This is a genomic window from Rhodopseudomonas pseudopalustris (assembly GCF_900110435.1).
GTDB lineage: Bacteria > Pseudomonadota > Alphaproteobacteria > Rhizobiales > Xanthobacteraceae > Rhodopseudomonas > Rhodopseudomonas pseudopalustris.
Genome location: NZ_FODT01000003.1, coordinates 184,729 through 198,604, shown reverse-complemented (window position 1 = coordinate 198,604; position 13,876 = coordinate 184,729). Strand labels below are relative to the sequence as shown.

Here is a 13,876-nt window from a genome sequence, read left to right as displayed (position 1 = left end):
GCTTGAATGCTCTACTGGCTGATCGATCTTTCCAGCTCAATTCCGGCGTTCAACGTCTTCCGCTACATCACCTTCCGAACCGGCGGCGCGGTGGTGACCGGTGCACTGTTCGTGTTCCTGTGCGGACCGTGGATCATCAACAATCTGCGGCTGCGCCAGGGCAAGGGCCAGCCGATCCGCAGCGACGGGCCGCAATCGCATCTCGTCACCAAGAAGGGCACGCCGACGATGGGCGGCCTGATGATCCTGTCGGGGCTGACGGTCGGCACGGTGCTGTGGGCCAATCCGGTCAATCCCTATGTCTGGATCGTGCTGGCGGTGACGCTCGGCTTCGGCTTCGTCGGCTTCTACGACGACTACATGAAAGTGACCAAGCAAACTCATGCCGGCATCTCCGGCCGAACCAGGCTGCTGATCGAATTCGCGATCGCCGGCGCCGCGTGCTTCGCGCTGGTGTGGCTCGGCCGCAGCTCGCTGTCGAGCTCGCTGGTGATTCCGTTCTTCAAGGAAGTCGTGCTCAATCTCGGCTGGTACTTCGTGATCTTCGGCGCGTTCGTCATTGTCGGCGCCGGCAATGCGGTGAACTTGACCGACGGCCTCGACGGCCTCGCGATCGTGCCGGTGATGATCGCGGCCGCGAGCTTCGGACTGATCGCCTATCTCGCCGGCAACGCGGTGTTCGCCGATTATCTGCAGATCAACTACGTCGCCGGCACCGGCGAACTGGCGGTGCTGTGCGGCGCGCTGCTCGGCGCCGGCCTCGGATTTCTGTGGTTCAACGCGCCGCCGGCCTCGATCTTCATGGGCGACACCGGCTCGCTGGCGCTCGGCGGGATGTTGGGCTCGATCGCGGTGGCGGTGAAGCACGAGATCGTGCTGGCGGTGATCGGCGGACTGTTCGTGCTCGAAGCGGTGTCGGTCATCGTGCAGGTGGCGTCGTTCAAGCTGACCGGCAAGCGCGTCTTCCGGATGGCGCCGATCCATCATCATTTCGAGCAGAAGGGCTGGACCGAGCCGCAGATCGTGATCCGCTTCTGGATCATCGCCGTGATGCTGGCGCTGGCCGGCCTTGCGACGCTGAAGCTGCGGTGAGGGATTTCATGCTGGACCGTCGCAGCGTCATCCTGAGGTGCGAGCTGTTGCGAGCCTCGAGAGATGGCAACGGGCACGCGCGGCGAACCTTCGAAGCTTGCCGAAGACGGCGAGCACCTCAGGATGACGCCGTGCCGGTGGCGCGCGAGGCGATACAATGATTCCCGTAACCTCCTTCGCCGGGCAGTCCGTGGCGGTGTTCGGGCTCGGCGGGTCGGGGCTGGCGAGCTGCCACGCGCTGCGCGCCGGCGGCGCCGAAGTGATCGCATGCGACGACAATCTCGACCGCGTGGTGGAAGCGACGCAGGCAAATTTCATCACCGCTGACCTGCGCAGTTTGCCGTGGGCCAATTTCGCCGCGCTGATCCTGACGCCCGGCGTGCCGCTGACGCATCCGACGCCGCATTGGAGCGTCCTGAAGGCACGCGAGGCCGGCGTCGAAGTGATCGGCGATGTCGAGCTGTTCTGCCGCGAACGGCGGCGGCATGCGCCGGACGCGCCGTTCGTCGCCATCACCGGCACCAACGGCAAGTCGACCACCACCGCGCTGATCGCGCATCTGATGCGCGAGGCCGGTTACGACACCCAGATGGGCGGCAATATCGGCACCGCCATCCTGTCGCTGGAGCCGCCGCGTAGCGGCCGCGTCCATGTGATCGAGATGTCGTCCTACCAGATCGATCTGACGCCCTCGCTCGCTCCGACCGTCGGCATCCTGCTCAACGTCACCGAAGACCACATCGATCGCCACGGCACGATCGAGCGCTACGCCGCGGTGAAGGAGCGGCTGGTCGCCGGCGTGCAGGACGGCGGCACGGCGATCATCGGCGTCGATGACGGCTTCGGCCGCGACGCCGCCGACCGGCTGGAGCGTGCCGGCAAGCAGGTGGTGCGGATTTCGGTGAAGCAACCGCTGGCCTCCGGCATCACCGCCGATCATGAGACCATTCGCAGCTCGGCCGGCGGCGCTTCACGCGAGATCGCGCGGCTCGGCGGCATCGGTTCGCTGCGCGGCCTGCACAACGCACAGAACGCCGCGGCGGCGGCGGCGGCCGCATTGGCGCTCGGCGTCAGCGCCGACGCGTTGCAGAAGGGGCTGCGTAGCTTCCCGGGCCTCGCGCACCGGATGGAGCAGGTCGGCCGGCAATCGAGCGGTGAGGGCGCCACGCTGTTCGTCAACGATTCCAAGGGCACCAACGCCGACGCCACCGCCAAGGCGCTGTCGTCGTTCGGCGAGATCTTCTGGATCGCCGGCGGCAAGCCGAAGACCGGTGGCATCGAAAGCCTCGCCGAGTACTTCCCGCGCATCCGCAAGGCCTATCTGATCGGCGAAGCGGCCGAGGAATTTGCCGCGACGCTGGAGGGAAAGGTCGCTTACGAGATCAGCGAGACGCTGGACAACGCCGTGCCGGCTGCGGCGCGCGATGCAGCGGCATCGGGATTGGCCGAGCCCGTGGTGCTGCTGTCGCCGGCCTGCGCCTCGTTCGACCAGTTCCGCAATTTCGAGATCCGCGGCGCCAAGTTTCGTGATCTGGTGACGGCGCTCCCCGGCGTGAAGCTGGTGGTGTGATCCACAACCACCGAGGTCATCGCCCGCGTTCGCGGGGGATGACAGCTTTTTCTGGTTGCCGGTTCACAACCTCGCTTCCGTCCAATCCTGTTAACCTCTTGGCAACCACGCAAGCGCACCAATGGGCGAACCCTTTGCCCAGGACGGCCGATGATTTCCCGTGAACAACGCACCCCGTTCAGCGAATGGTGGTGGACCGTCGACCGCGTGCTGCTGGCGGCGCTGATCGCGCTGATGCTGGCCGGCGTGATCCTGTCGCTGGCGGCGTCCCCGCCGGTCGCGACGCGGATCGGGCTCGATCCGTTCCACTTCTTCAATCGCCACGTGCTGTTCCTGCTGCCGTCCCTGATCGTGCTGATCGGCGTGTCGTTCCTGTCGCCGCGACAGATCCGGCGCGCCGCGCTGATCGTGTTCGCCGTCAGCATCGTGCTGATCATCGCGACGTTGATGTTCGGCCCGGAAGTGAAGGGCTCGCGGCGCTGGATCACCCTGCTCGGCGTCAACATCCAGGCCTCGGAAATCGCCAAGCCGGCCTTCGTGGTGCTGGCGGCGTGGCTGTTCTCGGAAGCAGCGCGGCGGCCGGAAATGCCGGCGACGTCGATGTCGCTGGTGCTGCTGCTGACGCTGGTGACGCTTCTGATTCTGGAGCCGGATTTCGGCCAGACCATGCTGGTGCTGATGGTGTGGGGCGCGCTGTTCTTCATCGCCGGGATGCGGATCGTCTGGGTGTTCGGCTTGGCCGGCGTCGCAGCAGGCGGGCTGTTTGCCGCCTATCTGTTCGTTCCGCACGTCGCTGGTCGCATCAAGCGGTTCATGAACCCGGCGTCGGGCGATACTTTCCAGGTCGACATGGCCAGTGAAGCGTTCAGCAATGGCGGTTGGCTCGGGCTTGGGCCGGGCGAGGGCATTGCCAAGCGCAGCCTGCCGGACAGTCACACCGACTTCGTGTTCGCGGTCGCGGCCGAGGAGTTCGGCATCATCCTGTGCCTGGCGCTGCTGGCGCTGTTCACTTTCATCGTGATGCGGACGTTGTCGCGGGCCTATCGGTCCGACGATCTGTTCGCGCGCTTCGCCGCGTCCGGGCTGGCGATCCTGTTCGGCATCCAGGCCGCGATCAACATGTCGGTCAATCTGCAGCTGATCCCGGCCAAGGGGATGACGCTTCCATTCATTTCCTATGGCGGCTCGTCGATGGTGTCGCTGGCCTATAGTGTCGGCATGATGCTGGCGCTGACGCGGCAGCGGCCCAAGACCGAGGTCAATGCCATGGGCGCCGCGGCGGCGGGCTACGCGTGACGCCATGAGCGAAGCGCCTCTCATCCTTCTGGCGGCGGGCGGCACCGGCGGGCATCTGTTCCCCGCCGAAGCGCTCGGTGTCGTGCTGATGAAGCGTGGCCTGCGCGTGCGCCTGGTCACAGACAGCCGCGCGATGCGCTACAGCGGCCTGTTTTCCGCCGACATGATCGACGTGGTGCCGAGCGAGACCGTGCGCGGCAGGACGCCATGGGCGCTGGCGCGCACCGGCGTGATGCTCGGCGCCGGCACGGCGCTGGCGATCGGCCTGATGATGCGCCTGAGGCCGGCCGCCGTGATCGGCTTCGGCGGCTATCCGACGCTGCCGCCGTTGTTCGCGGCGCGCGCGTTGCGCATCCCGACCCTGATCCACGACGCCAATGCGGTAATGGGCCGCGCCAACCGGCTGCTGTCGCGCCGGGTCAGCGCGATCGCGACCTCGCTGCCCGGCGTGCTCGATCGCGATCCCGAACTCGCCGCCAAGACCACCACCACCGGCACGCCGATGCGTCCGGCCATCCTCGCCGCCGCCGCGGTGCCGTTTGCGCCGCTCGATGCAGAGGGGCCACTGCGGCTGCTCGTGGTCGGCGGCAGTCAGGGCGCGCGGGTGATGGCCGATATCGTGCCGGGAGCGCTGGACAAACTCGATCCGGCGCTGCTCCGGCGGCTGGCGCTGACCCAGCAGGTCCGCGACGAAGACATGTCCCGGGTCCGCGCGGTCTACGACCGGTTGAAGATCGCGTGCGAACTCGCGCCGTTTTTCTCCGACCTGCCGGCGCGGCTGGCCGCGAGCCAGCTCGTGGTGTCGCGCTCCGGCGCCGGCACCGTGGCCGAACTCGGCGCGATCGGCCGGCCGTCGATCCTGGTGCCGCTGCCCGGCGCGCTCGATCAGGACCAGTTCGCCAATGCCGGGGTGTTGGCCGATGCCGGCGGCGCGATCCGGATCGTGCAGGGCGATTTCACTTCCGAGCGGCTGGCGGCCGAGATCACCGCGCTCGCCGCCGATCCGCAGAAGCTCACGGCCATGGCGACGGTGGCCCGCACGGTCGGCCGGCTCGACGCGGCCGACCGGCTCGCCGATCTGGTGATGCGAGTGGCACGAATTTAGCGTTTTTCAAGCCCAATTTACGCTTGTCACGCCCGGCGGAAGCGGGGCATCCAAGGGGGGCGCACCGGCCCGACTCGGGCCGCCCGCGCTGTTCTGCCGTCCGGATCGGACGATGATTCCAGGGAACCGCCCATGAGACTGCCGCGCGAGATCGGACCCATTCATTTCGTCGGGATCGGCGGTATCGGCATGAGCGGCATCGCCGAGGTGCTGTGCAATCTCGGCTACACCGTGCAGGGGTCCGACGCATCCGAGAGCGCCAACGTCAATCGGCTGCGCGAGAAAGGCATTGCCATCAGCGTCGGCCACAAGGCCGACAACATCGCCGGCGCCGACGTGCTCGTCGTGTCGACCGCGATCAAGCGTGACAATCCGGAGCTGTTGGCGGCGCGTGCGCAGCGCATTCCGGTGGTGCGCCGCGCCGAGATGCTGGCCGAACTAATGCGGCTGAAGAGCTGCATCGCGATCGCCGGCACCCACGGCAAGACCACGACGACCTCGATGGTCGCCGCGTTGCTCGACGCCGGCGACGTCGATCCGACCGTGATCAACGGCGGCATCATCAACGCCTATGGCACCAATGCGCGGCTTGGCGCCGGCGACTGGATGGTGGTCGAGGCCGACGAGAGCGACGGCACCTTCCTGAAGCTGCCGGCCGACGTCGCCGTCGTCACCAATGTCGATCCCGAACATCTCGATCACTTCAAGACGTTCGATGCGGTGCAGGACGCGTTTCGGATCTTTGTCGAGAACGTGCCGTTCTATGGCTTCGCGGTGATGTGCATCGACCATCCGGTGGTGCAGGCGCTGGTCGGCAAGATCGAGGATCGCCGCATCATCACCTATGGCGAGAATCCGCAGGCCGACGCACGGCTGCTCGATCTCAAACCCTCGGGCGCGGGCTCGACCTTCAAGGTCGCGTTCCGCGACCGCAAGGCCGGCACCGCGCATGAGATCACCGATCTGATGCTGCCGATGCCGGGGCCGCACAACGCGCTGAATGCCGTGGCTGCGATTGCCGTGGCGCATGAACTCGGCCTGTCCGACGACACCATCCGCAAGGCGCTGGCGGCGTTCGGCGGCGTGCGGCGACGCTTCACCAAGACCGGCGAATGGAACGGCGTCACCATCATCGACGATTACGGCCACCACCCGGTCGAGATCGCGGCGGTGCTGAAGGCGGCGCGACAATCGACCTCGGCGAAGGTGATCGCCGTGGTGCAGCCGCATCGCTTCACGCGCCTGCAGTCGTTGTTCGAGGAATTCTGCACCTGTTTCAACGACGCCGACACCGTGATCGTCGCCGACGTCTATCCGGCCGGCGAGGCGCCGATCGCCGGCATCGACCGCGATCATTTCGTGCTCGGCCTGCGCGCCCACGGCCATCGCGAAGTGATCCCGTTGCAGGATTCCGCGTCGCTGGCGGGCGTGGTCGCCGGCGTCGCCAGGAGCGGCGACTATGTGGTCTGCCTCGGCGCCGGCAACATCACCCAATGGGCCTATGCGCTGCCCGGCGAATTGAAGGCGCTGGGGTGATGGCGAGCGTTCTCATGCGTCGACGGCGACGGCGCCAATGAGCTTTCCCGACATCACGCCCGACCTCAAAGCGGCGATGCCGTCGTTGCGCGGCCGGCTGCTCGGCAACGAGCCGCTGGCGCCGCTGACCTGGTTTCGCGTCGGCGGCCCGGCGCAGGCGCTGTTCACGCCGGCGGACGAGGACGATCTCGGTTACTTCCTGTCGCGATTGCCGACGGAGGTGCCGATGCTGTGTATCGGCGTCGGCTCCAATCTGATCGTGCGCGACGGCGGACTGCCGGGTGTGGTGATCCGGCTCGCGCCGCGCGGCTTCGGAGACACGCGTGCCGATGGCGAGATCGTATATGCCGGCGCGGCCGCGCTCGACAAGCGCGTCGCCGAGACGGCGGCGGCCGCCAAACTCGGCGGACTCGAATTCTATTTTGGAATTCCCGGCACGGTCGGCGGCGCGTTGCGGATGAACGCCGGCGCCAATGGCCGCGAAACCAAAGACGCGCTGATCGACGCCACCGCGTTCGACCGCAGCGGCAACCGGCGCGTGCTGGGCAACGCCGACATGCAGTTCAGCTATCGCCACAGCGGTGCGGATCCGGCGCTGATCTTCACCTCGGCGCGGTTTCGCGGTACGCCTGCGTCCCCCGATGCGATCCGCGCCAAGATGAACGAGGTGCAGGCGCATCGCGAATTGGCGCAGCCGGTGCGCGAGAAGACCGGCGGCTCGACCTTCAAGAATCCGCCCGACAACAGCGCGTGGAAACTGATCGACGCCGCTGGCTGCCGTGGACTGCGGGTCGGCGGCGCGCAGGTCTCCGAGATGCATTGCAACTTCCTGATCAACACCAGCGACGCGACCGCAGCAGACATCGAGACGCTGGGCGAAACCGTTCGTGAACGCGTCAAGGCGCAGTCGGGCATCGAGTTGCAGTGGGAAATCAAGCGGATCGGCGTGGCCGTCGACGCGGCGCGCTGAGCTTGTTGATCGGGCCTGATCTCTTCCGATAACCGGCGTCCAGTTCGGGATCAGGCTCTATTTCGCCGGTGCCGGAGGTGACGTCGGCGGCGTCAGAGGTAGCGGGCCTCCTGGCGTCTGCGGGGTGTCGGGCAGTAACAACAGGCGCTCGATCGGCACCGACGACACCCGGAAAACGCCGCTGAACGGATCTTCCTGAAGCGCGATCAATCCGAGTGCGACGATTGCGCCGGTGGCGAACACCGTCAGCGCCGCGAGCATCGCGCGCGGCTTATCGAGGTGTACCAGCGTCAGCGCCACCTGCGTGATCACGCCGAGGATCAGCACCGAGATCCATTTCAGATCGCTGGTGCGATCGGTCGACAGGCTGAGCCGTGCGTTGCGCGCGGTGCCGACCCGCACCGCGGCGTTGAGCATGGCTGCATGCACCACGGCGCTGGCGTCGCGGCTGATCGCGGGCTCGCTGAGTGAGCTCAAAAAGCTATCGTAGGCCGCATTGGTGCGCGGCGCGCTCTCGCCGCGGGTCGCCGGCCATTCGTCGTCGAGCACGGATGCAGCGTAACCCTTGAGCGCAATCCGGATCGCGCGCATGTCGGTGACAGATGCGATGCTGAGCGTATAGACGTTTTGTAGTTCGCCGGCCTCGCTCTGCACCGCGCGAGCGGCCTGGCGATTGCGCTCGGTGACGTCGTAGCCGAGAAAGCCGGTGAGCAATCCGAACAGCACCGCCACCGACGAGAAGAACGGCCCGACCACGCCGTTCAGCCTGGAGATCGGTCCGCGCAGCGGCGAAACGAAAGTCACGATGACGAGCAAACCGGCGATGCCGTAATACAGCAGCGCCAGCGTCACGAAGGTGCCGATGGTGGGTAGGTCGAGCCAGGCCCTGATCATCTTGGTTCCCGTAGCATAGATCGTCGCATTGCCGGCTTCACGGCATCGCTGCCGAATCGGCGGCGGGTCCAGCTTTGCGCGTCGGACATTGGCGGTTTCCGCGCGTTCCGTCCATCGAGTGGAACTCCGCCCGGCTGGCTGCGCAGCTTCGAGGCGATAGACAGGTGCAAGAACGCCGTGTCAGTCTTTACCGTCCCCTCTGGTGAGTTCCGCACAGGCTGCCACACCGGACCGCCACGGTTCCGCCAAGCCGGTGTGGCATCCGCACCGGGGCTTTCACTGGAGCGATCTCGTTGCAAAGACAGTTCGCGCCGCGCTTGCGGCAATTGCACTGGTATGAGATCGCGCTGATCGCCGGCGTCGCTCTGGCGCTGTGCATCTATCTGCCGATCGTGGTGCAGCGCTCGGCGGTTCAGGGGCTCGGCGACGTTCAGGTGTTCTTCCGCGCCGGATGGGCGGTGTGGACCGGCTATCCGTTATATGAAGTTGCCGATCATCACGGCTGGACCTATCACTACCCGCCGACCTTCGCGCTGTTGATGGGGCCGTTCGCGTATCCGCTCGACGGCTTTCCGCAACCGGCCTGGGCGCTGCCGCTGAAGATGGCGGTGGCGGTCTGGTACGCGATCAGTGCGCTCGCGCTGTTGCTCGCGATCGACTGGTGGGCGAGGGCGCTCGAACGGGGCGCAACGCCGCCATTCGAACAGCGTAACTGGAATGCGTGGTGGATGCTGCGGATCGGACCGCTGGCGATGCTGTTGCCGTTCTTCGGCGACGGGCTCGGCCGTGGTCAGCCGAGCGCGTTGGTGTTGCTGACGATGGTGGGTTTCCTCGTGCTCTATGTTCAGGGCCGGATCTATGCGGCCGCCTGCGCATTGGCGATCGGTTTCACCATCAAGCTGTTCCCGTTGGCGCTGCTGCTGTTTCCGTTGCTGCGGCGGGATGTGAAGACGGTGCTCGCCACCGCCGGCTTCAGTCTGGTGTTCCTGTTCGTGGTGCCGATGCTGTGCCTTGGTCCCGCCGAAGTGGTGAAGCTCTACACAGCGATGTGGACGCAGCATCTCAGCGGCATCTTCACCGGCGTGCCCAACGACAAGATCGCCGCCGAGATCACGTTCACGTCCTATGACATGCTGAGCATCGGCGCGATGCTGGCGCGGATCGGCGCGGGCGGTCTGCCCGGGGCGGACACGCTGCCGGCCTTCGCAACAGCCGGGCAGTTGGTTTTCAACGTCGCCTTCGCCGGGGCGCTGCTGTGGATCGGACATGGCCGGTTCTGGCGGCTGACCGGTCCGCAGCCGCCGGCGTCCGAGGCGCTGCTGATCGGCGGCGCGATCCTGTGCGCGGCGTTGCCGGTGATGCTCTCGGTGTCGCAACCGAACTACGTCGCGTTCGTCGCGCCGCTGGTGGCGGTGGTGCAGTTCGACGCGTGGCGGCGTAGCGGAGCAGTGAAGGTCGTGCCGCTGCTGATCACGTGGGCTGGCCTGATGTGGCTCGGCATGGTCGGCACCGAAGGCGGGGTGTGGCAGCCGTTGCGCGTGATCGGGCTGGCGACGCTCGCGATCGTGGCGCTGCTCGGCTGGGGCATGGTCTGCCTGCGACGTGCGCGATAGATTCTCGTGCGACGCATGGCTGAGCTGACGTAAACCGGCGCCCACGTCGCTCGAAAACCTCGGGTCGCGGCTTCTCCGAATCAGACAAATCGAGGACATTGCGCCGGCGCCGGCCCGCGGAAATTCACGGACCATTCTGATCCAACAGGGACCGCGCGGCGGACCGATCGATGCGACAGACAATTCTATTCGGCGGCACCAGCAAAGAGCGGCTGGTGTCGGTGGCTTCGGCGCAGGCGCTGCACGCGGCGTTGCCCGACGCCGAGCTGTGGTTCTGGAACGACGACGACCTTGTGCACGTCGTGTCAGCCGATGCGCTGCTCGCGCATACGCGGCCCTTCGAGGAGTCGTTTCATCCGGCGGGTGAGGGCATCGGCCCGCTCGAACGCGCGCTGGATCGCGCGGCGACGGAACAGCGCCTGCTGGTGCTCGGTCTCCACGGTGGCGTCGCCGAGAACGGCGAACTGCAGGCGATGTGCGAAATGCGCGGCGTGCCGTTTACCGGTTCCGGGGCCGCGGCCTCTCACGTCGCTTTCGACAAGATCGCCGCCAAGCGCTTCGCCGCGATCGCCGGCATCCGCGCGCCGGCCGGCATCACGCTCGACCATGCGGAGAGAGCGCTCGCGACGTATGGCCGCCTGATCGCCAAGCCGACCCGCGACGGGTCCAGCTACGGCCTGTTCTTCATCGACGCGAAACAGGACCTGGTCGCGGTGCGCAACGCGGCCAAGACCGAGGACTATCTGATCGAGCCGTTCGTCTGCGGCGTCGAGGCGACTTGCGGTGTGCTCGAACAGGCTGACGGCGCGCTGCTGGCGCTGCCGCCGGTCGAGATCGTGCCGGCCGACGGCGGCTTCGATTACAAAGCGAAATATCTCGCCAAATCGACCCAGGAGATCTGTCCGGGCCGGTTCACGCCCGAGGTTTCCGCGGTGATCATGGATTATGCCGTGAAGGCGCACCGGGTGATGGGCTGCCGCGGCTATTCGCGATCGGACTTCATCGTCGCCGCCGACGGCCCGATCTTTCTCGAGACCAACACTTTGCCGGGCCTGACCAAAGCGTCGCTCTACCCCAAAGCGCTGAAGGCTCAGGGGATCTCATTCGACGACTTCCTGCGCGGCCAGATCGCGATCGCCGAACGAAGCGTCCGACGTTAACTCCTGCGGTGCGGGTTCCGCTGGAACCCGCTGCAAAATATCACCGCGATGGCCCAAATCCCTCATGAAACATAACAAATCCTGGCCTGGGCCGGGCGCCTTTACTTTTTGTTTACCAGGAGGGTCGAAGGTTAACGCTGGCCGCGCATCATGGCGCTCGGCTGCCGAGGCGTGACCGGGCGGACTTTCCGTTTCGCGATCAGACTTCCGTGCAGAGCCGAGACGCCACTTGCGCCTGAGCCCGGTTGGTTGCGGGCATAACATGTACGAGCGTTAGCAATGCATGGTGGAGGGCGCCTCGCCTGGTCGTCGCGACTGTCGGGGTTTCAGTCTGACCTGAAAGCGGTCGCCATTGCGGCCGTCGCATTGCTGCGTCACAAGCTGTCCCGACGCAGGCCGCCGCCGCCGCGCCCGTCTCACCTCGCCCGCCCGGAACAGCCAAGCGGCGTCATCGCGCTGCTCGAGAAATACACCCCGCGCCGGATCGGCGTCGTCGCCACCGCCGTGATCCTGCTCGGCAGCGCCGGGCTCGGCATCGTCAAGGGCGGCCATATCGATGAATTCGTCCAGGCCATGGACGACGCCCGCAACGCGGTCGCCAACATCGCGGGATTCCGTATCGAGCAGGTCGCGATCAGCGGTCGCAAGCAGCTCACGCAGGACGAAATCCTGGCGATCGGCGGGGTCAACGGCCGCTCGTCGCTGTTGTTCCTCGACGCTGCGGCGGTGCGCGACAAGCTCAAGGGCAATCCGTGGATTGCCGAAGCCACGGTGCTGAAATTCTATCCCGGCGAACTGCAGATCGATATCGTCGAGCGCACGGCGTTCGCGCGCTGGCAGCTCGACGGCCGCGCCGCGGTGATCGCCGATGACGGCGCCGTGCTGGAGCCCTATGTGGCGCGACGCTTCATGTCGCTGCCGCTGGTGGTGGGCAGCGGAGCAGGCAACCGCGCGAAAGATTTCCTTGCGCTGCTCGCACGTTATCCGCAGGTGCAAGCACAGACCCGCGCCGCCGCCCTGATCGGCGAGCGGCGCTGGAATATCTGGCTGACCAACGGGCTGGTGATCCGATTGCCGGAGCACGACGTCGGCAATTCGCTGGCGATGCTGACCAAGCTCGACCAGGACGACAAGCTGTTCTCGCGCGACATCACCGCGATCGACATGCGGCTGCCCGATCGATTGACCGTGCGGCTGTCGGACAACGCTGCGAAAGCGCGCGAAGAACTGTTCAAAGACAAGAAGTCCAAAAAGAAGGCTGGTGACGCGTGACCGGCTTCGATCGCACTCAGACGCCGAAAACCCGCCCGATGCCGCCGCATCGGACTGCGATGGTGGCGTCGCTCGACATCGGCACCAGCAAGATCGCCTGCATGATCGCGCGGCTCAAACCGACCCCGCCGAAGGACGCGTTGCGCGGCCGCAGCCACGCCATCGAGCTGGTCGGCTACAGCCAGATCCAGTCGCGCGGCGTCAAGGCCGGCGCTGTCGTCGATATGGTCGAATGCGAGAAGGCGATCCGCCACGCCGTCGCGCTCGCGGAGCGGATGGCGAAGGTGCGTGTCGAGTCCGTTTTGCTGTCGGTGTCGGCCGGCCGGCTGCAGGGCCAGCTGATCGAAGCCGCCGCCGATATCAAGGGCGGTGCGGTCACCGCCGACGACGTCAGCCGCGTGACGTCGACCGGGATGCATCACGCGACCGCGCCGGGCCGCGCCGTGCTGCACGCGCTGCCGGTCGGCTACACGCTCGACGGAGTCAAAGGCATTCGCGATCCGCGCGGCATGGTCGCGCGGCAGTTCGGCGTCGACATGAATGTCGTCACCGCAGACGCCACCGTCGCCAAGAATTTGATGCTTGCTGTGGAGCGCTGTCATCTCAATGTCGAGGCGATGGCGGCAAGCCCCTATGTCGCCGGCCTGTCAGTGCTGACCGACGACGAGGCCGATATCGGCGCCGCGTTGATCGAGATGGGGGCGGGCACGACGACGATGGCGATCTACTCGGCCGGTCGCTTCGTCCACGCCAGCGGGTTTGCACTCGGCGGTCACCACATCACGATGGATCTCGCGCGTGGACTAGGCGCATGCATTGCGGATGCCGAGCGAATCAAGACGTTATATGGCACGGTGCTAACTGGCGGTTCTGATGCGCGCGAGCTGATGTCGATCCCTGCCGCCGGGGACAATGAGCGGGATACCCCGCAGGTGATCTCCCGCGCGACGATCGCGAACATCATCCGGCATCGCGCCGAGGAGATTTTTGAGATGGTCAGGGACCGGCTTGCGGATTCGCCGTTTGCTGCAGAACCGCGGGCGCGCGTGGTTCTGAGCGGCGGCGCGTCTCAGCTCACCGGCATCCCCGAACTCGCCACGCGCATTCTAGGCCGCCCGGTGCGGGTTGGCCGTCCGCTCGGCTTCGGCCGGCTTCCCACCGAAGCCAAGAGCGCATCCTTCGCGGTTCCCTCGGGCCTGCTGGTGTATCCGCAATACGCCCATCTCGAGCATATCGAGCCTCGGTACTCCCGACACGTCCGGACCGCTGGTCGCGCCGGTTACTTCGGCAAGGTCGGCCGCTGGCTACGCGAGGGCTTCTGATGACTCTTTTCCGCCCCCTTCCGCTTTCAAAGATCACCCTGGCCGA

General features: G+C 66.4%; 11 protein-coding genes. 10 read left to right on the top strand and 1 reads right to left on the bottom strand.

All coding sequences use genetic code 11. From position 1 onward, the window contains the following. Positions 1-6: 6 nt before the first annotated feature. The 6 genes from mraY to murB all read left to right on the top strand — a co-directional run bounded on the left by mraY (position 7) and on the right by murB (position 7,569). Positions 7-1,092, top strand: coding sequence for a phospho-N-acetylmuramoyl-pentapeptide-transferase (mraY, locus tag BMY71_RS07175; protein WP_011503788.1), 1,086 nt, complete (start codon positions 7-9; stop codon positions 1,090-1,092). A gap of 157 nt (positions 1,093-1,249) precedes the next feature. Further along, the gene (murD, locus tag BMY71_RS07170) at positions 1,250-2,662 is read left to right on the top strand and encodes a UDP-N-acetylmuramoyl-L-alanine--D-glutamate ligase (RefSeq protein ID WP_092682716.1); all 1,413 of its coding nucleotides are present in this window, start codon (positions 1,250-1,252) and stop codon (positions 2,660-2,662) included. A 150-nt stretch (positions 2,663-2,812) separates the two neighbouring features. Beyond that, positions 2,813-3,958: a putative lipid II flippase FtsW gene (gene ftsW, locus BMY71_RS07165; RefSeq protein WP_011503786.1), complete on the top strand. Its 1,146-nt coding sequence runs from the start codon at positions 2,813-2,815 to the stop codon at positions 3,956-3,958. A 4-nt stretch (positions 3,959-3,962) separates the two neighbouring features. Further along, positions 3,963-5,063 (top strand): undecaprenyldiphospho-muramoylpentapeptide beta-N-acetylglucosaminyltransferase, encoded by a 1,101-nt coding sequence (gene murG, locus BMY71_RS07160; RefSeq protein ID WP_092682714.1) that lies wholly within the window; start codon positions 3,963-3,965, stop codon positions 5,061-5,063. Positions 5,064-5,195: 132 nt separating this feature from the next. Then, positions 5,196-6,599 (top strand): UDP-N-acetylmuramate--L-alanine ligase, encoded by a 1,404-nt coding sequence (murC, locus tag BMY71_RS07155; protein WP_011503784.1) that lies wholly within the window; start codon positions 5,196-5,198, stop codon positions 6,597-6,599. A 37-nt stretch (positions 6,600-6,636) separates the two neighbouring features. After that, positions 6,637-7,569, top strand: coding sequence for a UDP-N-acetylmuramate dehydrogenase (murB, locus tag BMY71_RS07150; RefSeq protein ID WP_011503783.1), 933 nt, complete (start codon positions 6,637-6,639; stop codon positions 7,567-7,569). Between the two features lie 57 nt (positions 7,570-7,626). Here the strand turns inward: murB and BMY71_RS07145 are convergent, their stop codons facing one another. Next, entirely contained in the window at positions 7,627-8,463 is an 837-nt protein-coding gene (locus BMY71_RS07145; protein ID WP_011503782.1) for a bestrophin-like domain, read from the bottom strand. Positions 8,464-8,756: 293 nt separating this feature from the next. Here BMY71_RS07145 and BMY71_RS07140 point away from each other — a divergent pair, with 293 nt between their 5' ends. The 4 genes from BMY71_RS07140 (at position 8,757) to ftsA (ending at position 13,830) form a co-directional block, all read left to right on the top strand. Then, entirely contained in the window at positions 8,757-10,076 is a 1,320-nt protein-coding gene (locus tag BMY71_RS07140) for a glycosyltransferase family 87 protein (RefSeq protein WP_092682712.1), read from the top strand. Between the two features lie 170 nt (positions 10,077-10,246). Then, positions 10,247-11,236: a D-alanine--D-alanine ligase family protein gene (locus BMY71_RS07135; RefSeq protein WP_092682710.1), complete on the top strand. Its 990-nt coding sequence runs from the start codon at positions 10,247-10,249 to the stop codon at positions 11,234-11,236. Between the two features lie 279 nt (positions 11,237-11,515). After that, positions 11,516-12,508, top strand: a complete 993-nt coding sequence (locus tag BMY71_RS07130; RefSeq protein ID WP_092682708.1) for a cell division protein FtsQ/DivIB — start codon at positions 11,516-11,518, stop codon at positions 12,506-12,508. After that, a complete protein-coding gene (ftsA, locus tag BMY71_RS07125) occupies positions 12,505-13,830 on the top strand; it encodes a cell division protein FtsA (RefSeq protein ID WP_041805398.1) in 1,326 nt (441 codons plus the stop codon). Before BMY71_RS07130 ends, ftsA begins: the two co-directional genes overlap by 4 nt. Positions 13,831-13,876: the final 46 nt, after the last annotated feature.